This window comes from Gillisia xinjiangensis, assembly GCF_046298265.1.
Lineage (GTDB): Bacteria > Bacteroidota > Bacteroidia > Flavobacteriales > Flavobacteriaceae > Gillisia > Gillisia xinjiangensis.
This window is the reverse complement of sequence record NZ_JBKAHK010000002.1, coordinates 756183-780766: the sequence shown is the minus strand read 5'-3', so window position 1 is coordinate 780766 and position 24584 is coordinate 756183. Positions and strand designations below refer to the sequence as shown.

General features: G+C 37.8%; 25 protein-coding genes. 7 read left to right on the top strand and 18 right to left on the bottom strand.

Features of this window, described 5'->3' with window-relative positions; all coding sequences use genetic code 11:
* Positions 1-101 precede the first annotated feature (101 nt).
* Positions 102-1151, top strand: a complete 1050-nt coding sequence (rpsB, locus tag ACKGJN_RS04635) for a 30S ribosomal protein S2 (protein ID WP_409538258.1) — start codon at positions 102-104, stop codon at positions 1149-1151.
* Positions 1152-1245: 94 nt separating this feature from the next.
* Complete coding sequence (gene tsf, locus ACKGJN_RS04630) at positions 1246-2070, top strand: translation elongation factor Ts (protein WP_409538257.1); 825 nt, start codon at positions 1246-1248, stop codon at positions 2068-2070.
* 210 nt (positions 2071-2280) lie between these two features.
* Here tsf and ACKGJN_RS04625 read toward each other — a convergent pair whose 3' ends face one another.
* The 3 genes from ACKGJN_RS04625 to ruvC all read right to left on the bottom strand — a co-directional run bounded on the left by ACKGJN_RS04625 (position 2281) and on the right by ruvC (position 4924).
* Complete coding sequence (locus ACKGJN_RS04625) at positions 2281-3027, bottom strand: cyclase family protein (RefSeq protein ID WP_409538256.1); 747 nt, start codon at positions 3025-3027, stop codon at positions 2281-2283.
* Between the two features lie 102 nt (positions 3028-3129).
* Complete coding sequence (gene hemW / locus ACKGJN_RS04620) at positions 3130-4257, bottom strand: radical SAM family heme chaperone HemW (protein ID WP_409538255.1); 1128 nt, start codon at positions 4255-4257, stop codon at positions 3130-3132.
* 115 nt (positions 4258-4372) lie between these two features.
* Complete coding sequence (ruvC, locus tag ACKGJN_RS04615; protein ID WP_409538254.1) at positions 4373-4924, bottom strand: crossover junction endodeoxyribonuclease RuvC; 552 nt, start codon at positions 4922-4924, stop codon at positions 4373-4375.
* Between the two features lie 122 nt (positions 4925-5046).
* Here ruvC and ACKGJN_RS04610 point away from each other — a divergent pair, with 122 nt between their 5' ends.
* A complete protein-coding gene (locus tag ACKGJN_RS04610) occupies positions 5047-6231 on the top strand; it encodes a glycosyltransferase (RefSeq protein WP_409538253.1) in 1185 nt (394 codons plus the stop codon).
* A gap of 284 nt (positions 6232-6515) precedes the next feature.
* On the opposite strand, the gene ACKGJN_RS04605 is transcribed toward ACKGJN_RS04610, so the two are convergent.
* From ACKGJN_RS04605 to ACKGJN_RS04585, 5 genes are all read right to left on the bottom strand, one after another.
* A complete protein-coding gene (locus tag ACKGJN_RS04605) occupies positions 6516-6992 on the bottom strand; it encodes a hypothetical protein (protein WP_409538252.1) in 477 nt (158 codons plus the stop codon).
* Positions 6993-7166: 174 nt separating this feature from the next.
* Positions 7167-7865 (bottom strand): LrgB family protein, encoded by a 699-nt coding sequence (locus ACKGJN_RS04600; protein WP_409538251.1) that lies wholly within the window; start codon positions 7863-7865, stop codon positions 7167-7169.
* Entirely contained in the window at positions 7862-8194 is a 333-nt protein-coding gene (locus ACKGJN_RS04595) for a CidA/LrgA family protein (protein ID WP_409538250.1), read from the bottom strand. Before ACKGJN_RS04595 ends, ACKGJN_RS04600 begins: the two co-directional genes overlap by 4 nt.
* A 484-nt stretch (positions 8195-8678) precedes the next feature.
* Entirely contained in the window at positions 8679-10121 is a 1443-nt protein-coding gene (locus tag ACKGJN_RS04590; protein ID WP_409538249.1) for a M56 family metallopeptidase, read from the bottom strand.
* Position 10122: 1 nt separating this feature from the next.
* The gene (locus ACKGJN_RS04585) at positions 10123-10485 is read right to left on the bottom strand and encodes a BlaI/MecI/CopY family transcriptional regulator (protein WP_409538248.1); all 363 of its coding nucleotides are present in this window, start codon (positions 10483-10485) and stop codon (positions 10123-10125) included.
* A 258-nt stretch (positions 10486-10743) separates the two neighbouring features.
* Between ACKGJN_RS04585 and ACKGJN_RS04580 the strand changes: the two genes are divergently transcribed.
* The 4 genes from ACKGJN_RS04580 to ACKGJN_RS04565 all read left to right on the top strand — a co-directional run bounded on the left by ACKGJN_RS04580 (position 10744) and on the right by ACKGJN_RS04565 (position 15201).
* Positions 10744-10923 (top strand): hypothetical protein, encoded by a 180-nt coding sequence (locus ACKGJN_RS04580; RefSeq protein ID WP_409538247.1) that lies wholly within the window; start codon positions 10744-10746, stop codon positions 10921-10923.
* Positions 10924-11421, top strand: a complete 498-nt coding sequence (locus ACKGJN_RS04575; protein WP_409538246.1) for a DUF456 domain-containing protein — start codon at positions 10924-10926, stop codon at positions 11419-11421.
* A gap of 415 nt (positions 11422-11836) precedes the next feature.
* Complete coding sequence (locus tag ACKGJN_RS04570; RefSeq protein WP_409538245.1) at positions 11837-12883, top strand: glycoside hydrolase family 130 protein; 1047 nt, start codon at positions 11837-11839, stop codon at positions 12881-12883.
* Positions 12880-15201, top strand: a complete 2322-nt coding sequence (locus ACKGJN_RS04565) for a glycosyltransferase (RefSeq protein WP_409538244.1) — start codon at positions 12880-12882, stop codon at positions 15199-15201. Before ACKGJN_RS04570 ends, ACKGJN_RS04565 begins: the two co-directional genes overlap by 4 nt.
* Positions 15202-15495: 294 nt before the next feature.
* On the opposite strand, the gene ACKGJN_RS04560 is transcribed toward ACKGJN_RS04565, so the two are convergent.
* The 10 genes from ACKGJN_RS04560 to ACKGJN_RS04515 all read right to left on the bottom strand — a co-directional run bounded on the left by ACKGJN_RS04560 (position 15496) and on the right by ACKGJN_RS04515 (position 24566).
* On the bottom strand, positions 15496-15882 hold the full coding sequence (locus tag ACKGJN_RS04560) for a hypothetical protein (RefSeq protein ID WP_409538243.1): 387 nt from the start codon (positions 15880-15882) through the stop codon (positions 15496-15498).
* Positions 15883-16090: 208 nt separating this feature from the next.
* On the bottom strand, positions 16091-16708 hold the full coding sequence (locus ACKGJN_RS04555) for an alpha/beta hydrolase (protein WP_409538242.1): 618 nt from the start codon (positions 16706-16708) through the stop codon (positions 16091-16093).
* Between the two features lie 103 nt (positions 16709-16811).
* Complete coding sequence (locus ACKGJN_RS04550) at positions 16812-17750, bottom strand: ring-cleaving dioxygenase (RefSeq protein WP_409538241.1); 939 nt, start codon at positions 17748-17750, stop codon at positions 16812-16814.
* Positions 17751-18267: 517 nt separating this feature from the next.
* A complete protein-coding gene (locus tag ACKGJN_RS04545) occupies positions 18268-18894 on the bottom strand; it encodes a hypothetical protein (protein ID WP_409538240.1) in 627 nt (208 codons plus the stop codon).
* Positions 18895-19107: 213 nt separating this feature from the next.
* Positions 19108-20136: a glycosyltransferase family 4 protein gene (locus ACKGJN_RS04540; RefSeq protein ID WP_409538239.1), complete on the bottom strand. Its 1029-nt coding sequence runs from the start codon at positions 20134-20136 to the stop codon at positions 19108-19110.
* Between the two features lie 39 nt (positions 20137-20175).
* Entirely contained in the window at positions 20176-21282 is a 1107-nt protein-coding gene (locus tag ACKGJN_RS04535; protein ID WP_409538238.1) for a DUF6544 family protein, read from the bottom strand.
* 1 nt (position 21283) lies between these two features.
* Positions 21284-21679, bottom strand: a complete 396-nt coding sequence (locus tag ACKGJN_RS04530) for a hypothetical protein (RefSeq protein WP_409538237.1) — start codon at positions 21677-21679, stop codon at positions 21284-21286.
* Positions 21680-21763: 84 nt separating this feature from the next.
* The gene (locus ACKGJN_RS04525; RefSeq protein WP_409538236.1) at positions 21764-22345 is read right to left on the bottom strand and encodes an outer membrane beta-barrel protein; all 582 of its coding nucleotides are present in this window, start codon (positions 22343-22345) and stop codon (positions 21764-21766) included.
* Between the two features lie 134 nt (positions 22346-22479).
* Positions 22480-23319, bottom strand: a complete 840-nt coding sequence (locus tag ACKGJN_RS04520; protein ID WP_409538235.1) for a universal stress protein — start codon at positions 23317-23319, stop codon at positions 22480-22482.
* 98 nt (positions 23320-23417) lie between these two features.
* Positions 23418-24566 (bottom strand): GAF domain-containing sensor histidine kinase, encoded by a 1149-nt coding sequence (locus ACKGJN_RS04515; protein WP_409538234.1) that lies wholly within the window; start codon positions 24564-24566, stop codon positions 23418-23420.
* Between the last annotated feature and the right edge of the window lie 18 nt (positions 24567-24584).

Below are 24584 nucleotides of genomic sequence, written 5' to 3'. Positions count from 1 at the left end.
AGATTTTTGTTGTTATTCCGCTTGCCGCGGAAGTTAGTTTAGCATCTAAACCACGCCTTAGCGGGGTTGCTAGTCTCAACAGAACGTAAACTATTACAAAAATGGCAAACAAAGTAGAAGTAAAAGAATTACTTGATGCGGGTGTACACTTTGGTCACCTCACAAGAAGATGGAATCCAAATATGGCGCCGTATATTTATATGGAGCGCAACGGGATTCACATCATCAACTTATATAAAAGTGCTGCAAAAATGGAGGAAGCCGGAGAGGCCCTTAAAAAAATTGCAGCCAGCGGTAGAAAAATACTTTTTGTAGCTACCAAGAAACAAGCAAAAGAAATTGTTGCAGATCAGGCTTTAAGAGCAAACATGCCGTACATCACTGAAAGATGGCCTGGCGGGATGCTTACAAACTTTATCACCATTCGTAAGGCTGTTAAAAAAATGTCCTCTATCGACAGGATGAAAAAAGACGGAACCTTCAACACGCTTTCTAAGAAAGAGCGTTTGCAAGTAGACCGTTTAAGGGCTAAGTTGGAGAAAAACTTAGGATCTATTTCAGAAATGAGCCGTCTTCCGGCTGCATTATTTGTGGTAGATATCACCCGTGAACACATTGCTGTTAAAGAAGCTCAGAAATTAAACATTCCAATCTTTGCGATGGTTGATACAAACTCTGACCCACGTGAGGTAGAATATGTGATCCCATCAAATGATGATGCATCAAAATCTATCGACAAAGTGGTTTCTTACCTTGCAGAATCTATCATAGAAGGTCTTTCTGAAAGAAAATCCGGAAAAGATGATAATGAAGAAGCTGGTACAGATAAACCTGCACGAACCAAAGCTCCTAAAGCTAAAAAAACTACAGAAGTGAAAGCTACTGAAGAAAAAGCTCCAGCAGAAAAAGCTTCCGAAGAGAAAGTTTCAGAAGAGAAAGCTACGGAAGAAAAAGTAACTCCAGAAGTTCCTTCTACAGATGCTGAAGATAAAAAAGCGACAGAAGAGAAAGTAACTCCAGAAGTTCCTTCTACAGATGCTGAGGATAAAAAAGCGATGAAAGAAGCTAAGGAAGAAGTGAAACTTGAATCTAAAGAAGAAACTTTAGAAAAAGCTAAATCTTCAACTGAAGAAAAAAAAGAAGAAAAATAAAATAAGCTTTTTATAATTTTAAATGGGTCGTTTAGTTCTTTTTTAAATAAAAACTAAGCGACCTTTTCATTAAAAACCCAAAAATTTAAACGTCATGGCAAATATAACCGCCGCAGAAGTAAATAAATTAAGAAAGTCTACCGGAGCCGGTATGATGGATTGTAAAAAAGCTTTGGTAGAATCTGAAGGAGATTTTGAAAAAGCTATTGAGATTCTACGTAAAAAAGGCCAGAAAGTAGCTGCTAACCGTGCCGACAGAGATTCTTCTGAAGGTGCTGCAATTGCAAAAGTAAATGAGGCTTCAACCAGAGGAATTATTATTTCTTTAAATTGTGAAACAGATTTCGTGGCCAAAAATGATTCTTTCGTTCAATTAGCTACAGATCTCGCCGATATTGCACTTGCTACTTCTTCTAAAGAAGAATTCCTGGCTGCAGATTATAAAGGGAATTCTGTTCAGGATAAATTGACTGAACAAACTGGTGTGATTGGTGAAAAAATCGAAATTGGTGCTTACAAATCTTTGGAAGCTCCTTTTGTAGGTTCTTATATCCACGCAGGTAATAAAATTGCTGTTTTAACAGGTCTTTCAAAAAATGTACCTGGGGCAGAGGAAGTTGCAAAAAATGTTTCTATGCAGGCTGCCGCGATGAACCCGGTTGCTCTGAATGAAGAGGGTGTAGATCAGTCTATCATCGAAAAGGAAATTGAAATTGCAAAAGATCAATTAAGAGAAGAAGGAAAACCTGAAGAGATGTTGGATAATATCGCTAAAGGAAAAATCAAACGTTTCTTTAAAGACAACACTTTGGTGAACCAGGATTACATTAAAGACAACAAAATGAGTGTTGCAGCATACGTGAAATCAGTAGACAGCGATCTTAAAGTAGTTAGTTTTGAAAGAGTAGCCTTAGGATAATCTTTTCTTCTGAAATTTATTCAGAAAATATAAAGTCCGCTTCTTAAAAGGAGCGGACTTTTTTATGCAGAGTAAGCACACCTCGCCACTAAATGCCTAGCTGGTTTCAGATCTTTATGTGATTGAAATCTTAATTCACCTTCCCAACGTCATGCTGAACGTCGTTCATCATCTAACCTGATAAAAACCCTACAACACCAAGATCATAACCTATTCAGGTTTAAATAACACCGGCTTGGAAGGTGCAGCATCATTTTCAAAAGAAGCGATTTGAAGGTTCAAAATATAATCGCCATCTTCAATTTTATTCGGGACATAAATAAGCTCTGTGATGGTGGCTTCAAAACGGGTATTTTTAGGATGGTCCCAAAATGCCTTATGAGAAAACAATTTTCCCTCATCCTTTTCTTTATCCACCGATGGCAGGTCGATTAAAAGATGCTTAATTCCGCATTCCCGTATGTATTTAGCCGCATTTTCCTCCAGGTATGGCCAATTGGTATTCGAATATTTTCGGGTGCGCTTATCGATGTGATTTGGATGCGTACGAATTATAAGTGCCTCCACTTCATTTTTTTGGAGTCCTTTCCTAATCTGCTCCTCTGTAATCACTTTATCCGCTCCCCTGGTCTCCGGTTCAACAGAAATAAGTTTTGCAGTAAAAAAGAATTTTTTTAGGGAATCATTGATACTATGAAATTCCCTGGTAATATGGCCCACGCATTCGGTATGTGTCCCATGAGCATGTGGATTAAACTCAATCGTATTAAAATTGGTGGAAGCCCCGGCAGTCACCTTTCCAATAAAATCTCCATCCTTCACCGGGAAAATCCTGGGACTTTCCAAATACCAGGCAATGGGGTTTTTATCATCTCCCCGTAAACTCAGGGAAATATCCAAAGGTTTTGAGAGGTTAATGCTGTATTTTTTTTGGTTGTAGGTTATTTCTGCTTTCATAGATGTTTTCCGGTTTCTAACCACCCAGTCCGCTCTGCGGACACCCCTCCTTGAAAAGGATGGGTGTTTTTTTTAATATATTATTTTTTGGAAGGGGGAATTTCACTCCACAAAAAACAAATCTGCAGCAATCCCGTCACTCAAAAATTTCCCCTTTTCTGAAACGTGTAATCTGCCATTTTCATTGTTCAGCAGCCCGTCTTTCAAATGCTCCTTTGCCTGTTCCAACAAATATTCCTGAAAAACCGTTCCAAATCTTTCCCCGACTTCTTCAGGAGAAACTCCCCACATCGTCCTCAGGCGCGTCATCACATATTCATTATATTTATCTTTTACGCTCAACTTTTCTTCTTCTGAAGGAATAGCTCCTTGTTGAAGTGATCTTATGTACAAGGTATTGTTATTGATATTCCATTTTCTGGTTTCCCCGTCATAGGAATGTGCTGAAGGCCCGATTCCCAGGTAGGGTTTACCGGTCCAATAGGCGGTATTATTTTGGGAAAAATATCCGGGCTTTCCAAAATTAGAAAATTCATAATGCACAAAACCCGCCTCTTTTAGGGTTTGAATAAGAATTTCAAAATGGGCTTTTGCAAGATCATCATCCACAGGTTTTATTATTCCTTTGTCGATGAATTTTTTTAAGGCTGTATTGGGCTCTACTGTTAATGCATAACAGGAAAAGTGTGGCAAACCAAGCTTTAATGCGATCTCAATATTCCTTTTCCAGCGCTGTTCACTCATATTCGGGATCCCGAAAATGAGGTCTATGGAAATATTATCAAAATATTCCTTTGCCATTTGAATACTTTCCAAAGCTTCGGAGGCATTATGCGCCCTGTTCATCAATTTTAGATCTTCCTCAAAAAAAGACTGAACACCAATGCTCAATCTATTGATTTTTGATGCCTTCAGAAGCTCCAGTTTTTCCCTGCTGAGATCGTCCGGATTGGCTTCCAATGTTATTTCTGCATCATCAGTAACCTGGAAATTGGAATATATCGTGTCAAAAATCTGTTTCAATTCCCCGGCATTTAAAAGTGATGGTGTTCCGCCGCCAAAATAAATCGTTTCCACTTCATTTCCCGGTATTTCATCTTTGCGCAGCTCCAGTTCTTTACAAAGCATATTCACCAATTCCCCCTTTTTTTTAACCGAAGTGGAAAAATGAAAATCGCAATAATAACAGGCTTGTTTACAAAAAGGAATGTGTAAGTAGATACCGGACATTGATTTGAAAATTTTTTAATTTGAAGATTTGAAGATTTTGGTTTAATGTTAATAAGATATTTTAAAAACTGAATAATTTAATATTTTCAAATTAGCACATTTTCAAATCTTCAAATTATTTTATTTTTTTCGGATTATTTTTCACAAACGCATCCCATCCGGAATAGCTTTTTTCAACGCTCACAGATCCTGAATTATAAAAATGACAAACCGCCGCGGCAAGACCATCTGTAGAATCCAGATTTTTAGGCAATTCCTTTAATCCAAGGACGCTTTGAAGCATTTTTGCGACTTGTTCTTTGCTGGCATTTCCGTTTCCGGTAATGGCCATTTTTATCTTTTTAGGGAGGTATTCCGTGATGGGGATCTGTCGGGAAAGTCCCGCCGCCATCGCAACGCCCTGTGCCCTTCCCAACTTCAGCATAGACTGCACATTTTTACCAAAAAATGGAGCTTCAATCGCGATCTCATCGGGATTATAGGTATCAATCAGTTCGATGGTACGTTCAAAAATAAGTTTCAGCTTGATATAAGGATCGCTGTATTTGCTTAACAACAACTCATTCAGCTGTAAAAACTGCATTTTTTTATTTTCCACTTTTATGATTCCGAAACCCATAATTGTGGTTCCGGGATCTATTCCCAGGATAATTCTTTCGGTTTTCAAATGTGCTATATTCTTGTATTTAAACAGGCTGAAGGCAATCTCTAAAACAGGATTGCACATCACAAAGCTACGCAATTCTAAGCAGCTATTCCTATATTTGAAGTCAGGCTTAAAAGCATATAATGACCCTATTCCTTATTTTTATTACCGGATTATATTTAACGCTTATGCTGGCATTGCTCATTGGCTGGCGGAAAATACCCGAATTTAAACTGAAACATGCTCCTTCTGAAATAAGTTTTTCTATTATAATTCCCTACAGAAATGAAGCTGAAAATTTACCGGTTTTATTGAATTCCATTCTGAAATTGAAGTATCCGCTTTCTTTATTTGAAATTCTTTTGGTAAACGATTCTTCTGAAGATGGCTCCGAAAAGATTTGTTCTCACTTTAAAACCCGATATCCTGAACTGCAAATATCCCTGCTTGAAAACCAACGGCTTTCAGGTTCTCCAAAAAAAGACGCAATTTTAACCGGGATTAAAATGGCCATTTATCCCTATATTCTCACCACCGATGCAGACTGCGAACTCCCTCCATTCTGGCTTCAGGCGTTTAATGAAAAGATCCTGGAAACAGGCGCGAAATTAATAGCGGGTCCTGTTTCAACATTCAAAGCCCGCCTAAACGCTACCGGAAAATATTTAAATAAGCAGGAGATCAAAAAAGAAAAAAGAAGATTAAAATATTTCCATGCTTTTCAGGAGATGGATTTCCTGAGTTTACAAATTGCAGGTGCCGGGGGTTTTGGACTAGAAAAAGCATTTATGTGTAATGGAGCAAATCTTTGTTACAACAAATCGGCATTTTTTGAACTTGATGGCTTCAGCGGAAATGGGGAGATTTCCAGTGGTGATGATGTTTTTTTGCTTCAAAAATTCACTGAAAAAAAATTAAAAATCGCCTTTTTAAAATGCGAAGAGGCGATCGTACTTACCAAACCTCAAAAAGATCTCAGTGCATTGATATCCCAACGCATTCGCTGGGCAGCAAAAACGCCGGCATATAAAAGCCTGTTCGCAAAATCTATAGGATTTTCGGTGTTATTGATGAATTTTTCGCTAATTCTTGGAAGTCTCCTAACATTCTTTGATTTCATTCCCTACCAGCCGGTATTGCTCGCCTTCTTTTTTAAATTCAATATGGATTTTGCGTTGTTGTTTTATTCGGCAGAGTTTTTTAACCGAAAAGATATCCTGCGGAATTACTTTTGGAGCAGTTTGGTATATCCGGTTTTCTCGACTTCGGTTGCATTCATGTCCTTATTTAAAAAATTTGAATGGAAAGGAAGGAAGTTTCGAAGTTAGAAGGAATCAGGAGTCAAGAACCAAGAAAAAAACCGTTCAAAATTCAAGGTATAAAATTCAAAATTCTTTTTTTTAAACACAGTTCATTCTGAACGAAGCGAAGAATCCTGCGTATTGATTAGACGTCTTATGATAAGGTGCTATCAGTTTTCTTAATTGATCTCCCCCACTCTTTGTAGGGATTCTTCCTCGCCCAAAAAGCTCGTTCAGAATGACAAAAAAAAAGCAGTTGATTTACAATCTTCAAGAATTCGGAATTGTGAACTTTGAATTTTAAATTACCTCTACTCTGCTTTAATAACAATAGGCATGGTAAAGACACTGTTAACGGGAATGCCGCGTTTGCTGGCGGGATAGATCTTTGGAAGGGAATCGATGCTTTGCTGAAGCCATATTTTCAATTCCGGAATTTGGTTGGTGACCAGGGTATCCACCTCAATAGAGGCAATTTCGGGTTTTCCAGTTCTGGAAATCTCAAGATGAAGGTAGATCGTATCATCAATAATCTCTGTAACTATAGGTTCCTGTCGGGCAAGATATGCGTATACCGAATTGGCTACCCTGGTTTCAAAACAATCACGCGCCTTGTCGAGTTCGGTAATATTCTTGCAATTCTCAAAAGCTGGATATTCATCTACTTCTTTCCAATTCAGCGTTTTGCTTTCCAGCTCCAATACTTCTTCGGAAGTGATTTTCTTGGTCTCAAAATTATTGCATCCGGCAAGAACTGAAAAAAGGATTAGGAGTAATGTTTTTTTCATGTAAGAAATTTGATGCTTGGATCTAAAAATCAAAAATAAGCAAAACTTGGCAATCTGTTATTCAATAAGCTAAAGGATACAACTCTCAATTTCAATTACCACCCCGAACATCAATGCAGACTTATCTCAAATTCTATATTTCCATAAAAGATGATCAAACAAAATATAGAAATCCTAAAATGAAAAAAATAAATCGAGGATATAGGGAGCCAAAAGGGCGGTAATGATTCCGTTGAGGCACATGGCGAGACCGCTGTAAACACCGGGCAATTTTCCTTCTTCAAAAGCCCGGGCGGTTCCAATGGCGTGAGCCGATGTGCCCAAAGCGGCGCCAATGGCAATTTTATTCTTTATGCCAAGAAGTTTCAGGATTAAAGGCCCAAAAGCATTCCCGAAAATACCCACCGCGATAACAATACTTGCGGTAATTTCGGGAACCCCACCTGCAATTCTGGATATTTCAATAGCAATGGGCGCGGTAACCGATTTTGCCGCCATGGATTGCACGATAAAATCGGGTACCCTGAATAATATCAATATTAAAACCACACTCAGGATTCCACTTACGCCTCCAACGGTAACAGCAATTATAAAAGGCTTCAGATTTTGTTTCACTTCTGCGTATTTTTCATAGAAGAATACTCCAAGTGCCACTACTGCAGGACCAAGAAAAAAGCTTAAAAACTTACCTCCCTTGTTATAAGCTTCAAAATCTATATCAAAAACAAGAAGGAAAATAATAATAAAAATAATCGCTAAAAGAACTGGATTAAACAGGATATAATTCCATTTCTTTTTGATTTGTACGGCAATAGTAAAGGCCAGAAGCGTAATAAAAACACCGAATACGGGAAGTTGAGAAATCTCTTTCATCTCCCGAATTTTTCCAGGATGATAGCCGTTACATACAATGTGATTACTGAACTGACCACCACGGCAACTGCAATTGGCAGCCAGAAAGGCTGAATGAGGTTGTAATAGACCATAAGGCCTACTCCATAAGGAATAAAAAATAAAACCAGGTATTTTATAAGCTTGTCTGATGCCGGTTTTACATCTTTTAATTTTATTAATTTAAGGCGTAAAGCGATAAAAATAAGGAGCATCCCAATGATATTCCCGGCGATGGGAATATTAAAAACATAGCGAATCAATTCCCCTGCAATTAAAAAACCGAAAATATAGAGTAAAGCTTTTACCATGATCTTATTGAAATTTTATTCGCAAATATCGTTTAGACTTCTAAAAAGTCAGAACATTTGCCGATTTTAAAAGAAACAATATTAGAAATGTACCTCCGGTTGCGACGAATATCACACCTTGCCAATAAAAAGTTCTCGTTCCCCATAATTTCCACATTTTCTTACCATATTCTTTTTTATATTGACCACGAGTAATTAACCAAAAGAGAAAAGTGATTATTAAAAAAATTGATGTTGCTATTATCCAAATATTTTCCAATTGTCAAATTTTTTAGTTTTGTTTTAAATAGTTGCCAACGTATAATTAAACACATTGTCTTTATACCACCCTTGTATCTACGAATCTAAGGGATTTTTTAATTTAATAAAACATCTGTGGCCTTTTACCGGTTTGGACTACCGCAAACAAACTATCTGCAACGGCCAAAGCCGAAGTTTGAGCTCCGGCTTTGGAAAATACCAATACTATTAATGTGATTATAAACTATTCACCTACTTGAAATACTATCGGTAAAGAATACATCACTCCAACTTCAACTCCTCCTTGTTTCCCTGGTTTCATTGAAGGAAGGCTATTAATTACCCTTTCTGCTTCTACTTCCAAATCGGGATGCGGTGCCCGGGATCTTACCTCTACAATATCCCCCTGCTTATCGATCTTGAATTGAACAATAATTCTGTTAACTCCGCTTAAATTAAGTTCCTTCCCCAAACCGGTATTAAAATTTTTGTTCACGTATTCCTGAATTTTTTCAGACATACATTTCTTTTGTTCCTCATTGGAGGCCAGATCTTCGCAGCCGGGAAATACCGGCACCTGTTCTATAACTGCAAAAGGAACATCCTTAGCTTGTCTAACCTCTTTAGTAACACTAAAACCATCAGTTTCTTTGGAATTTTTAGATTTTTCAAGAGCAGCGATTGTAACCGCCACCAGTTTATCCTGATCATCCGGGGAAATCTCCTCGCTTTCTTCGATTTTAAGTTTAATCTTATCTAGTTGTTCCGAAAGCGAATCTTTACTTTCAGGTTTTTCAGAATTTTCCATAGAGCAGGAAACAACAGTGAGCATCACCAGCATTAGCGGCAGGATTAACAGGTACTTAATTTTTGCGATTGTTTTTGACTTTGATTTTTGTAACATGACTATTCGTTTTTTGATTAATGAATGATTAAAAAATTGATTGATGAATGAAATATTTCGCGTGTTGAAGGCACTATTGAGCAATTGCTCATAATAGCTCCTTTTTTCGGTGGTTTTCACCACAGCCGCATCGGCGATGAACTCGTGCAGCGTGGAAATCCGGCTTTGATAGATATAAACCAATGGATTAAACCAGAAGATAATTTTAAGTACTTCAAAAAATACAAGATCCAGGCTGTGTTTTTGTTTTACATGCACCAGCTCGTGAGAAAGGATTTGTTGTTTTTCTTCTTCGGAAAGTTGTTCGCCCAAAAACACGGTTTTGTAAAAGGTACAGGCGATGGTAGAACCGGGAACTTCAATTATCTTAAAATCTTTTTCCGCAGAAATCGTTTTAAACCTGAACAACCGACTCAAATTTTGATATTTTCTGAAAAGCAGGAACAGGCTTCCCAATGCCCCAAATCCATATGCTATATACATCCAGTTGACAGTTGCTGTTGCACTGCTAATCTCAACAGCAGGTAAATACTGAATGTTTTCAGGAGTGTTGCCTATAAATACCTCCGGCAGCCAGACATTGGTAAAAACAGCCATCGATTCTGCAGGGACAAGCGTGGAAAAAGCTTCGATTTTCAGCAGCGGCAAGAGAAACGAGATCACCGCACTAAACAATAAATACCATCTGTTATAGGTGAAAAAGGTCTCTTTTTTCAGCAGGAGTTCATACACCAGCAGGAACAGGAGTTGAAAAAATAGTACTTGTAGGATATAAACTAACATATCAGGATTCTTTTTTGTTGATCTCTTTTAGTATGGCCTCCAGTTCTTTGGTATCCAGATCGTTTTTCTTCACAAAAAAGGAAACCATACTTTTAAAAGAACCGTTGAAATAATTGTCCATCAGCTTATTCATACTCTGATTGCTGTAGGTTTCTTTGTCTACCAGCGGAAAATAATTGTATCCCTTCCCCTGCTTTTCATGACTTACAAATTCCTTATTCTCCAAAATTCGTACAATTGTAGAAACGGTATTATATGCGGGTTTCGGTTCCGGCATCTCCTCGATGATAGCGGCAACATTGGACTTTTTAAGTTGCCAGAGGATTTGCATGATCTCCTCTTCGGCTTTCGTTAATTGTTTCATTTGTGTTTTATTGTTTTTAATCAAGTCTTCAGCGCTAATCTGCGGGATTCTGCGGGAAATTTTTTATGATATATCCTGACCCCTATTGCACTTCTATAAATCCTAAAAAAGCAGGATGATTAATTTTGATACAGCTAATCTAAACTAAATATTTAGTTTAACCTAATCTTTTAGTTTAATAATTTATTTTAGCAAGTTTCGGAAAGGAAAGATGCCTTAAATTTTCGTATTTTTGGGTATAAAATAATCTGTACTAAAATGGATAAAGAACAATTAAGAAAAGAGTTTAATGATTTTCTGGATTCTGCTTCCGATGCTACTGTAAAGGATTTTTTAAAATTTTTAAAGGACAGGAAAACCCAACAATCCGGAGATCAGGATACGCTTAAAAATGGGTTAAGTGAAGACGACCTGTCTTTTAAAAACCGTTCCAACTAGGTGGATATTATTCTTGTTTTCCTTGCTGCCTTCCTTATGGTTATTGGAATTCTTGGGAGCTTTTTACCGGTTTTACCGGGCGTACCAATTAGTTGGGTAGGATTGCTCGTCTTTTACCTTGCCCCTTCTGTTCCTGTAAATTATTGGTTTTTAGGGATTACCTTAGTTATTGCAGCTCTTATTTATGCTCTCAACCTCATCATTCCGGCTATGGGAACCAAACGTTATGGCGGAAGTAAATTCGGAATGATAGGAGCCACGCTTGGACTCGTGATCGGTCTTTTTTCACCTATTCCCTTCGGAGTTATTATTGGTCCCTTTGTGGGGGCATTTATTGGGGAGATTATTAATAAAAGCAATCGGAAATCCGCCTTAAAAGCAGCTTTTGGATCTTTTATCGGTTTCCTGGCCTCCAGTTTTATGGAATTGGTTGTGGCATTTTCATTTTTTCTGCTCTTTCTCTGGAAAGTTTGGGAATTTAAAGCTGTTATCTTTTAAAAGTCAAACAGTACTATCCGGTAAAGAATCAAGATCGTTCCGCCTTTGGCGTAACTGTAAGAATCAAGAACCAAGACTTAATTTTAATCTCTTTGGAATGCCCAGTGGAGGTATGCTTTCAGCTTTAACAAAAGTGTTTACCAGTTACAATGAAATTCAAAAGTAATCCCGTGAAAAATAGCGCTGTATTTATCTTAATCAATTAGCCCGGAGAACCACCTTATCTCTCATTAACTCGATCCTGTTTTTTGCTGAAAGGCATCAACTTCAGATCCAATTTTCAGGAAAATTTCAGCATTCATACTTTCCAGATTTTCCTTCTTAGAACGCTATCCCAAATTTTTATAACTTGATATATATCATAGGAATAGATGCTTTTTTAGTTCAAATTGGAAAGGAAAATTTCCCTTAAAAAATGTATCCATTTGTAAAAAAGCACGGAATAATTCTTAGTAAAACGGAGAATATTTTTGAGAACGAAGGAGTGTTCAATCCCGCTGCCATAAGGGAAGGTGAGTTTGTACATCTCGTTTACAGGGCTGTGAGTGAAGGAAATTTCTCCACTTTGGGCTACTGCAAATTAAAGGGTCCAACAGAAGTGATCGAACGGTATACGGAACCGGTAATGTCACCGGGTAATAACAATGAATCTCACGGCATCGAAGATCCTCGAATAACAAAAATAGAAGGCACCTATTATTTGACCTATTCGGCTTATGACGGTGTAAATGTTGCCGGGTCTTATGCTACCTCCAAAGACCTGAAAAAATTTGAACGGCACGGGATTATCACTCCCAGGTTCACCTATGATGAATACAGCCTTCTCATACGTGAGAATTTAGACGACATAAGTGATAAACATTTAACGTTCTATGATCTTTTTGAAAAATATAAACTTTCAAAGCTTTTGAACACAACCCTTTATGTTTGGGATAAAAACCTTGTTTTTTTTCCGCGAAAGATCCACGGAAAATTTACCTTTTTACATCGCTTGTACCCTTCTATTCAGATAGTTTACTATGAAGATCCCAAAGAGCTGACGGAAGAATACTGGAGCGATTATATATCCAACTTAAAAAAGCACATCGTTCTCCATCCCTCACTTAATTATGAAAGAGGTCATATTGGAGCGGGATGTCCCCCAATTGAGACGGATGATGGCTGGTTATTGATCTATCACGCCGCCCAGGCTACAAAAACCGGGACGATTTACCATGCGGCTGCGGCTTTATTAGACATCGATAATCCCTGCAAAGTATTGGCACATCTAAAAAAACCCCTATTTGAACCCAGCCTTCCCGAGGAAGAAAAAGGAGTGGTGAACAATGTTGTATTTCCAACCGGAATCGTTCTGTTCGATGAAGAACTTTACATCTATTATGGTGCAGCCGACCTTCGGATTGCAGTAGCCTCGATGAATATAAATACCCTGCTAAATGAACTTAAAAATGAAATGAAATGAACGGCAAGAACAAAAACTCCAGCATATTATTTATGTCCAGTTTTCCGCCAACGGAATGCGGTATTGCGACTTTTACAACCGATATTATAAATGCTATTTCCCTGAAATTCAGCCAGGCCTTTACTTGTATTAAATGCGATCTAAAAAAAAGCGGGCCAACAGGTTCTTCTGCAGAATATGTCTTGAATCCCACTATGCGTGAAGAATACACAAAAATCGCTCAGGAGGTAAACCTGGACACCACTATAAAATTGGTCCATATTCAACATGAATTCGGATTGTTTGGAGGCTCCTATGGGGATTATTTATTTGATTTCCTGAATGTGATAAACAAACCGGTAATATTTACATTCCATACCGTATTATCCAATCCGAACGAAGAATTGAAAGCGATAGTGAAAAGTTTGGCTTCTCATGCTATTACCATTACAGTAATGACACATAGATCTGCAGAGATCCTTCAGGAAGAATATGATATAGATCCCAAATTAATAGAATATATCCCACATGGAACCCACCTTGTAAAATGGGCCGAAGGCGATAAATTAAAAGAAAAATATGGATCTTCCGGGAAAATACTGCTTTCTACCTTCGGACTACTTAGCTCTGGAAAAAGTATTGAAACCGCCTTATATGCGCTTCCGGAAATGGTTGAAAAATTTCCGGAGGTCTTTTATCTTATCATTGGAAAAACTCATCCAAACAATGTTCAAAATGGCAGGGATCTCTACAGGGAATACCTTGAAGAGCTTGTTAAAGTCCTGGGGATTTCAAGCTATGTGATGTTTATTGATAAGTATGTAGAACTTCAAGAATTGCTGGAACTTTTACAAGCTACCGATATTTATTTATTCACATCTAAAGATCCCAATCAGGCTGTGAGTGGAACCTTTGCATATGCCATGAGCTGTGCCTGCCCAATAATTGCCACTTCTATTCCCCACACCCGGGAAATACTCACCAGCGATTTAGGATATATAATAAATATTGGTGATTCGAAACAATTGGCAAATGCAGGAATAAAATTGCTTTCAAATAAAAAACTGCGGGAACGAATGAGTTTTAATGCTTTTCAAAGAACCAGTGCGGCCTCATGGGAAAATATCGCTACGCGGCACGTAAAACTTTATCATAAACTACTAAAAATCAAAGACCAAATTATTTATGATTATCCGCCAATAAAGCTAAGGCATTTTAATAAGCTTACTACAGAAAGAGGGATGATCCAGTTTTCAAAAATATGTATTCCGGATTTAAGCTCCGGGTACACATTAGATGACAATGCCCGGGCCCTGATTGCTCTGTGCATGCATTTTGAATCATTTAGGGATACCAGAGTTCTTAAAAACATAAAAATTTATATGGATTTCATTGAACGTTGTCAAACCCCTCAAGGTACTTTTGTAAATTACATAGATGAATTTGATCAGGTTCACATCAAAAATGATTATGTTAATTTAGAAGATTCCAATGCCCGGGCTGTCTGGGCTTTAGGAACAGTAATCTCCCTACAGGATCTGTTGCCAGAGGAAATAACAAAGCAAGCTTTGCTTTGTATGCTGAAATGTGATTCATGGATCGCCGGGGTATTATCCCCGAGGGCTGTTGGTTTTACAATAAAGGGACTTTATAATTACTTTCAGGTAAAAAAAGAAACCCATATCTCACGACATATTGAAAATCTGGCGGCAAACCTCATTACACGGTATGATATCAACCGGGAAAAAGAATGGCAATGGTTTGAAGATAACTTAACTTATGCAAACAGTATCCTTCCGGAATCGCTGCTTTATGCCTATTTAGTGAGTGGAAACGAAGCCTATAAAAAAACCGCTTTAGAATCTTTTGATTTTTTGCTTTCCAAAATGTTTGTGAACGATGAATTCAGAGTGATCTCAAACAGGGGCTGGTATCAAAAGGGTACTGAACCCAATCGCTATGGAGAACAGCCTATAGATGTTTTTTGCATTATAAACAGTCTGGAGATTTTCTATAAAACCTTTAAAATCAGTGCATATATAGAAAAGATGAAAAGGGCATTTAATTGGTTCCTGGGCGAAAATCATTTATCGGAAATCGTATACAATCCATTAACGGGAGGGTGCAGGGATGGAGTTGAAGAAAAAAACGTAAATATCAATCAGGGAGCAGAATCTACAGTTTGTTATTTAATGGCAAGGATTATAATGGAACGGCTGGAAAAGTCCACCCACATTTCTGATTTTGGTAAAAAAATAAATGAAAAAAGAACTAAAACCATGCTTAACCGAAATCCTAAAAATAAATTTATCGATAATAAAACCGGTTTGCCAGGATGAGGTTTTTTTTTATTCGGAAACAGTAATGTCCGGTAAAGAGGCAATCGTTCCCCCTTCGGCGTAACTGCAAGAACCAAGAAAAAAGACCTGATTTTAATTAACTGATAAACATTTAGTTTTCTGTTTTTTCAGAATATTTTAAGTATTGATATAATTGAAAAATTCAGAATAGTAAGGTTAGTTTATTAAAAATCCCATAGGAATGCCCAATGAATGTATGGTTCCAACTTTTACAAAAATGTTTACCGGACAACATTGAACAGAATTATAAAATGCAGCTATAAAAATTCAATTTCAATATTGTACCAGTTGATATCCCATATTCAACAGAAAAATTCCAAATAGAAATAGGAGTACATATATAACCTGAACCAATTTTACATTGATAATCTCAAGACGTTTTCGCGAGGGATTTGGAAAAATAAACAGCGCCAGACCAATAAAAAGCGAAATCCATCCTAATGCTGTAATAATAAACCTCCAGTCTGGCTCCCATATATTATGAAGAAGAATATTGATCAAACCTATAATAATAGCAAGGAAAGCGGTAATTATAGAGAATTTGTGATCACTGAGATCAATAAAAATCTGTTTGATCCTGATTGGGTTAAAGCTTAGAACGAAAAAAAAGATAAGCAGATACCAACCCCAGAATTGTGCTAAGAAAATAGATACATCCATTTTAAAAAGTTTTTAAACTTACTTATAAAGTTAACTGCTTAAAGGCTTTTTAAATATGATAGAAATCATATCAGCAATAACAAGGTGAAACTTCATTAAAATCCGTTTTCCACCAATAACAGTCTGTTTTCCTTCTCTGCAAAGTTTTTTAAAAAGGAATATATGCCCAGGATAAGGTTCCTGAAAAAGTGATTTAGATCATAAAATTTTATTTAAAAATAAGTTTGTTTGCAGTTTCAATTTCGTCCTGTGAAATACTATGCGGCTTGTTTTCATAGACTTTTACGGTCACCTCAGCATTCATCTTTTCCATTATTTTAGCGGTCTCGCTTACCCTTTCTACCGGAACGTGTGCATCCGGATTTCCGGTTCCAATAAAAACAGGAGTGCCTGCGAAATCCCCTTTATAATTTTCAGCAAATATTTTATCCCCAATTAGGCCGCCGGTATAAAGAATTACCCCTCCAAGCCTGGCTGCATTTTGAGCGACAAATTCTGCGGTAAGACAGGCTCCCTGTGAGAACCCGGCAAAATAAATGTTTTCTGATGCTATTCCGTTGGTTTTTATTTCTTCCAGTAAATCGTTTAAAATCCCTATTGCTGAAGAAAGCCAGGGTTCATTTTGAGCAGGTGGTGCCAGGAAGGAATACGGATACCAGGAATTATTGGTGGCTTGTGGCGCGAGAAGCGCAAAGTCATCTAAGAGGAAGTGATCTGCCAAAGAAAGAATGTCCTGTGCCTTACCGCCACGCCCGTGCAAAAGCACCAGTACTTTTTTTGCTTCTGAAATGTCTTTTCCTGCGGTTATGATATTTTTTGAATGCATTGTTTTCTTTTTTTATCCAGTTGAAAGTTTAATTCCCTCAGGCGTTTGCTTTGATAAAAAAAAGTCCAGGGAATTTTTCTCCCCGAACTTCAATTCTAAATAGTTACTGCTTCAGTTGCGGCAAGGCTTTTTCAATTTGTGCCCTAGCATCTTTATAACGGTCGGGCAACTGGAGGCTACTTCCTAATTCTTCCACGGTTTCATCTGTGGCGAATCCAGGATTATCTGTAGCTATCTCAAATAACACTCCTCCCGGCTCCCGAAAGTAAAGGGAAAAGAAATAATCACGGTCTATTTTCTCTGTGATTTGCAATCCTTTTTGTATCACTTTTTCCCGGAATGCCATAAGGGTTTCTTCATTTTTCACCCTAAAGGCCACGTGGTGGTTGGTTCCACCGGCATTCTGGCCTCTTTCGGCTTTTGGATCTTCAAGAATATCTACCACAGCTGCATTTTCAACTGCACTGGTCCTGAAACGGTAAAGGTTATTTTCTGTTCCAATAAGTTCATATCCAAAAACATCGGTGAGTATTTCAGTAGTGAATTTGTGATTTGTTAAGGTAAGGGTGACATTGTGGAATCCCTTGATGGCCACGTTTTCCTTCACATCTACGGTTTCCCAGGGCTTGCGCTCATCTTTGTTCGCAGGAACTATCAACTCCAGGTTTAAACCATCCGGATCCTGAAAATCGAGAAAATCTTCTCCAAACTTCGTTGAAATTTTGCCGTGAGGAACATTGAATTTCTCAAAACGCTCTTTCCAGAATTCCAGACTTCCCACCGGAACTGAATACCCGATTCCTGTGGCCATTCCAGTACCGTTTTTACCTTGTCTAACCCGCGGCCATGGAAAAAATGTCAGGATACTTCCCGGAGTTCCCATTCCGTCTCCAAAATAAAAATGGTAGGTCTGTGGATCATCAAAATTCACGGTTTTCTTTACCATTCGCAATCCCAAAACTTTGGTATAAAAATCATAATTTCTTTGGGCATCTCCCGCAATGGCGGTAATATGGTGCAATCCTAATATCCTATTTTCCATGGTCTGTGGTTTTTATGCTTGTTTTATAAACTGTACTTAAGCGCTCAATTTTATCCCTCATTGAGGGTTTAATTCCCGTAGGCCTGCCCGAAATTAATTTCATTCAAACGGGCTTGCGCCGAATTTTTAAAAGTATTTCCCTTCCGATAATTATTAGGATATACCTCGCGGGTTTGCTCCGAGATTTTTGATTTTAAAAGACAAAAATAATGGCAAACCGTAACAATAGAAATGACCTATGATAATAAATCAATGTGATCTATGTCACAACCCCCAAATGTAATTCTGAACCCAGTGAAGAATCCTGCGCTCACATTGGACGAATCATAATTGATGTAACATCACAGTAACACTCCCTCCTACACACCAACTGCTGAGATTTTTCCTCGACCAAAAGCTCGTTCAGGATGACAAAAAATTGGGGCGACCCGTTCTTAATAACAAAAACAACCCTAAAAGGTCATTCTGAACGAAGTGAAGAATCTCACGTGCTAAAAACAAAGGGAAATTTTCACAACTATTTATTGATTTGAACAATAAGAATTCCCAACGCAGAATTTAGACCCATTACCGGAGTTATTATTTTAGTTCCACCTTCTTCCATAAAAGTTGGTGGCTCGGTTAACGCATAATCAATTTTTTGAGGATATTCCACACCTTCAAATTTTTTATCTGATGACAGGGTTATAATATTGGTTTTAGGATCTATAAGCTGTACCAAATCGGCACCGGATTCCTGCACGAATGCATTTATAAGCTGATTCAGGTTTTCGGTATTGTTCCGCATAAGTTCGCTTCGTACAGCCCAGGAAAATATCTTGGTAGAAGATTCCAGGTTCCTAATTTCTAAACTGTCTTTCTCTGATTCATATTTTGTTATCAGCGCTGATCTTTCATTTTCCGATTCGGTAACCAATTCCGTTTTTTGCTCTTCATATTGTTTTTCGATTGTGCTAATTTTTATTGAATACCATATTAGTACAATAATCAGGATCAAGGCCAGGGAAACCGCAACGATATTCTTTTTAAGGAAATCAAGAAATTTATTGTTGGAATTGTCATTTTTTACAACCTCTTCATTTGGTTTTTTGTTGTGGCTGTTATGGTCATTGTTTTCGTCATGTTCATTATTTTTAGTGTCCATTTTATACTCTTTTTGTTGGTTAGTTTTTGTTTTTATAAATTTTACAAGCTCATTTCTATGCCAAAAGGACATCAAGTTTTTGGGATATTCTTCCTTTGATCAATTATCCCAGATTACGACATTTAAAAATTGGAGGAGTGTGTATTTTTTTGATGTGTGTTGAAAACCTACTCTAAGATAGGCATTTTTGTTAAAATATGAGAGCTGTTTCCCTTACAGGATCCTCTGTTTTTTCTCTTCTAAAATTTTCCTGTAAACTTCCAGGTAACCTTTAATCATTTTTTCCCGGCTAAATTTTTCCGAAGCATAATCCCTGCAAAATTTCCTGTCGATGAGCTTGATTTTAGTTAGCATTTCAACAGCCTCAGAAATAGAATTCACCAAAAAACCGGTTTTCCCATCCAGGATAAGTTCCGGCATGGATCCCTTATTAAAGGCGATAACAGGAGTTCCACAGAGCATGGATTCTACCACACTTAATCCGAAAGGTTCTTCAAAGCCAATGGGGTGCAAAAGCGCTGCTGCTTCCCCCAATAGTTTATCGCGTTCTGCCGGTCCGGAATTACCAGCGTACTGAACATCCTGCTCATTTAGATAAGGCTTAATTTTATTGTCAAAATATCCCTGATCCTGGATCAGGCCGGAAATAATAAGCTTCCTCCCGGATTGTTTTGCGATTTGAATAGCTTCATAAGTGCCTTTATCGGGATGTATCCTTCCAAAAAACAGCAGGTAGTCTTTTGGTTGAGGGCAAAATGTGAACTCCCCGGTATTGATGCCATTGTAAACCGTCGCGACATAATCCAGTTCCGGGCTGCGATCTGAATAGCTTATTGAAACGTAGTTGCCAATAGAATTATATTTTTTATAAACCGGGTGAATCTTTTGGGAAGAAAATCCATGAATAGTAGTAATCATAGGAGTTTTTATCAAACCTGAATACGTAAGCGGAAGGAAATCAAAATTGTTATGGATCAAGTCGAATTTGGATGCCTGTTCCATCAAATGACTTATATGCAGGCATTCCTCAACTTTTGGATCCAGATCATTATTCTCGGAATAACCCCGTGGGCATACATATTCCAGTTTACCTTTTGTTATGGAATCTCCAGTTGCAAATAAAGTAACTTCATGACCGCTTTCAATTAAACCTTCGGTAATATTTGAGGCAACCTGTTCCCACGGCCCGTATTTTTGGGGAGGGGTTCGCCAGGAAATAGGAGCTAAAACTGCTATTCTCATAAGTGGTTATATTTTTAAAACCTTTAAAATAAATTGTAATCATTCCTCAAATAACCGTGAATTATTATAGTCCAGGGTTGTTATCTCCAGTTTCAGCCAGGTAAAATCCCCTCTCGGCAATTTCCATGTAACCTGACATTCCGCAGGTACTTTGACGCCTTTAAATTCCTTGTGTAAGACCGTCTCAATAAGCCATTTTTCCTTTTTAGCATCTTGTCCTGCCCCGTAAAATCGTTCAGCTTCAAAGGATTTTAATTCCCCGTTTTCATCAAAGATGAATAATCCTGAAACCGCTTTATCATGCAGGCGAAAAGTGGCTTTTGCTGAAGTAGCATCAACTTCTTCCCAGACTACATATCGATTCAAGGCAGCAGATGGGAACCAGCATATTTCTCCCAAAAACCGAAGCATCGTCCCTGAATTCACTTTTTCATTTTTCCCTTCGTCTACCACATTAAAGAGAGACAGTAGTTTTATTTGCATCTCCCCTTCTCCGTCCTTAAATTTATCACGGCCTGCAAGATGAATTCCCGGAAACAGCTTTACCTCAGTCCTCCAGTTAAATGCCGGATTTTTTACATCAAAATATTGTTCTGCATAAAAAGGCATCCAGCTTCCATTTGGTTTAGTTTTCATTTCCCCTTTCTGCTTTAAGCGTACCGAAAGAATTTCTGGTTTTCCCAATACCCCTGAATTCATCATCCACTTTTGAACGATCTCAGGTAGGTTTTCAATGTCCGCTTCGCTAATCTTTTCAGGAATTTTCCCGGGTATATTTGCAATTAACTGTTTTTGCTCTTTTTGGACCATCTTGTCAAAATGGTATTTTCCGAAGGCGGGAATGCTCACCAAAAGTATAACCACATTAATTATGGTGGCGAATTTTGCATCCTGCCAGAAAATAATGATAAGTGTTTGTGAGAGGATCACCGCGGCAGTGGCAAAAAATGGCCACCAGGAACGGTTGAAAATTATAAGTGCAACAACAACCAAAAACAGGATGGTGCAAAGCAGCCAGAGGATTCCCAGGGACTTTGGAATAGCGCGGGAAAGTTGTGCGACTTCGGCCAGATGAAAGGCTTTTACAAAACCCAGAACATGGATGATTCCATGTAAAAAAACTATGATCAAAAATGCTGTTTTCATATCAGGATTTTCTCAATTTAAAACCAAACCCCATCAGTAAAATGGCGATAATATAATAGGAAACAAGGGCTAACGGGTAATAGAAATCTATATTGATGATCAATTCTGCATTAAGCCACAAAAAAAGGATTCCACCCTGAAGAATAATAAAATACTCATAATGATCAATTTTCTTAATACTGATAAACCCTATTAAAATTACAGGAATTCCGTTTGTTAAAAAAAGAAGGATTCCGGGGATCAAATAATTTTCAAAAGGGGTCGGTTTCAATAATCCCAGTGGCATTTGAAGAGATTTCCCGGTTGGATCGATGATCAATTGGTAACTGCCAAAAAGGGCTGATATTCCTAAAAAGAATAAAAGAGCTACCGCTACTAATCTCAGATTTTTATTCATCAGGATCAATTCTGAATTTATGGTTCATCTATAGGTTTCATTATCCCCATTTTAAAAACATTCCTGCCTTGATTGGAAAACATTTTAGAAAGTTTTCGCAAGCCCAACCCCAATGGAAATATAATTTAGATCGGCATTTGTGGTCGTAGTTCCAATCTCAAATTCTCCGGGAAGCGATCGGTAGCGCATAGAAGGACGCAAACTAAATCCCCCGGATAAATCTATTTCCATTCCGCCTTCCAACTGCCATCCAAAATCATGACCTGTATTGGCAATGCTGTTCCCGGAATTATCTTCTGCTTCCACATGGTTATAAATTCCTCCTGCTCTTAGCAAATAAGAAAGTGAAGATATCCTTGTTGGATGGATAAACTGAAGGCCAAATGTGTATCCGGTTTCCTCAAAATCTACGTTTACTGCTCCCAGGGCATCGTTTGCCCTAAATTCCTTCCAGCCCCATCCGGCGTATGCTCCAAGGCTTTCCGAAAAATTATATGCGATGGTAATTTCAAACCCAAAACCGGTTTTGACATCGCTCCCGGCGATCTCACCTGTTGGAAAACTGAGTCCAGGACGAAATTCTGCGGTCCATTGATTTTGAGCCATAGAAAGATTGAAAAAAATTAAAAAAAACACCCCTAAAAGAGTAGGTTTAACTTTTTCCATTGGAATCCTGTAGTTTGAACTCTTAAAATTATGGATCAAACAAGGCATAAACTATGACATAAATCAGAAGATCAGGGGTTTAATTGTCATAAACAAGGGATAGTTTCCGGAGTGTTGTATAAATTTTGTTCTTTTTAAGGAGTAGGGTGAAGGATTAAAACCGGGATTGTGGTTTTTTTAATAATCGAGGAAATATTGGAGGCGTGAAAAATTCGCTCCAGGTAGTTTTCCTTTTCTGCTTGCAACACAATTAAACCTGGTTTCTGGATTTGAACAAAGGAACTCACGGCTGCCGCAAAAGGAACCCCTGTTATTGTTTGAAAGTTGAGCTTAATATCCCTAAAAGAATTATTCAATTTTTCTTTTTGATCTTTCCATAGTACCTCGTCAAAATCCTCGCTTTTCATTTGGAGGAATTCTACAAAAGCTTGAGTTCCCGGAATTATTTTCTTCAGAGGCTCTATTTCAGCTGGATCAAAAACCTGATCATAATCCAGACTTAAAAGGATTTTTTCCAGTCCATTGTATAAGTAATCCTGAGGAACTACCAAAACTGGAGCAGGCACCTTACGGATAACACGAAGGCTGTGACTTCCAAATATCAATTCTTTGGCTCCCCTAGTACCATTACTGCCCATCACTATTAGATCTATTTTTTCAAGGGCTATCACTCTCTTAATCGCATCTGTAAATCCATTGTAATCGGCAATGGTTTTAAAGGTGTAATCTTCTCCGGAATACTGGTTTTCCAGATCTTTTACAAGTTCACCAAGTTTTTTCCTGTTTTTAAGAATAAGGGAATCATATAAGGATTCATTTGCATCCGACTGTAAAAGGTCATCGCTTATATAATCTGATACTTCCCGAATACTCAGCAAATAAAAAACACAGCTTTTTCCCTTAAAAAGTTTTAAGGAATAATGTAAGGCGCTGTATGCTTTTTTAGAAAAATCAGTAGGCACAAGGATTTTCATAGCACAATTTTTAAATTGGAAGCATAAAGTTAGCCAACAAGCTCAAAAAATAGTATGATATGAATCAGGGTTCTTTATCTTTTAGATTTGAAAATTTATTAATACTGCGGAACGGTCATTTTCAATCTTCCACCTGAGTTTTCTATAGTTGAAATATTGAAATCACCCCCCATTTCTTCCACCATACTTTTCACCAGTTTTAATCCAAGTCCAAAACCTATTTCTCCGGAAGTTCCCATAGAAGAGATCCCTTTTCCATCAAGGATATTTTTTATTTTTTCAGCAGAAAAACCACTTCCCGAATCTTCCACCCGGATCTCAAGGTTTTCTATATCATCTGCAATTCCTTTGGATAAGCCTAATTTTACCTTACCCCCGGTAGGCGTGAATTTAATAGCATTAGAGACAAGATTCCCGATAATTTGCAACAGGCTGTCCATATACACCTTCATCTCCTCATCTTTGGTCGGAATGTCCACTTCAATAACAATATTTTTATACGCTGCCTGCGGCTGGTATAGCTGGATGATTTTATCGCCAAGATCTTTTATCCTTATTTTCCCGGCAGCAGGGTTTTTTTTGGAAGTATTGGCGTTCAAAATGTCTTCTGTAAGATCCAGCAATTGTGTACTGCTTTCCCCTATCATCTTGAAATAGGAAATCATTTCTATTTTTGTGAGTTCATCCTCCAGAGCGAGCTCTGAAAGCCCATGGATACCCGCTAAGGGTCCGCGGATATCATGCGCGAGCTTGTTTCTTGTTTTTAAACCTTCATGAACCTCCAGGCGTTTAATTTTTAATTGCTTTTTTAATTTTAGATGCTCTACAATTTCAGCCGCGATGAATTTGAGTTGTTGGATTTTTTCCGGAGTCATTTTTTTCTCCTCCTTATCCAAAACACATAAAGCACCTATATTTTCACCAGATTCTATAGTTAATGGAATTCCGTAATAATATTTCAAATCTAAATCATTACCGTTTCCGCTAACAAAAAACTTGTCCTTAAATCGAACATCCTTGTCCAGCCTGCGGATTTCCAAAGGATTTTCTGACTTTATGGTATATTGACAAACCGACTCTTCCCGGGGCATTTGTATAAGGTCCATTCCAAAATGTGATACGGTCCATTGAGTATAACTATCGATTAAATTCACCAGGGAGATATCGGTATCGGCGATACTGGCGGCGAGTTGGTTTAAATTTTGGAATTCTTCCTGTAAGTTTGTATAGTCCAGGTCTAAATCCATTAGACTCTTAACGCGATT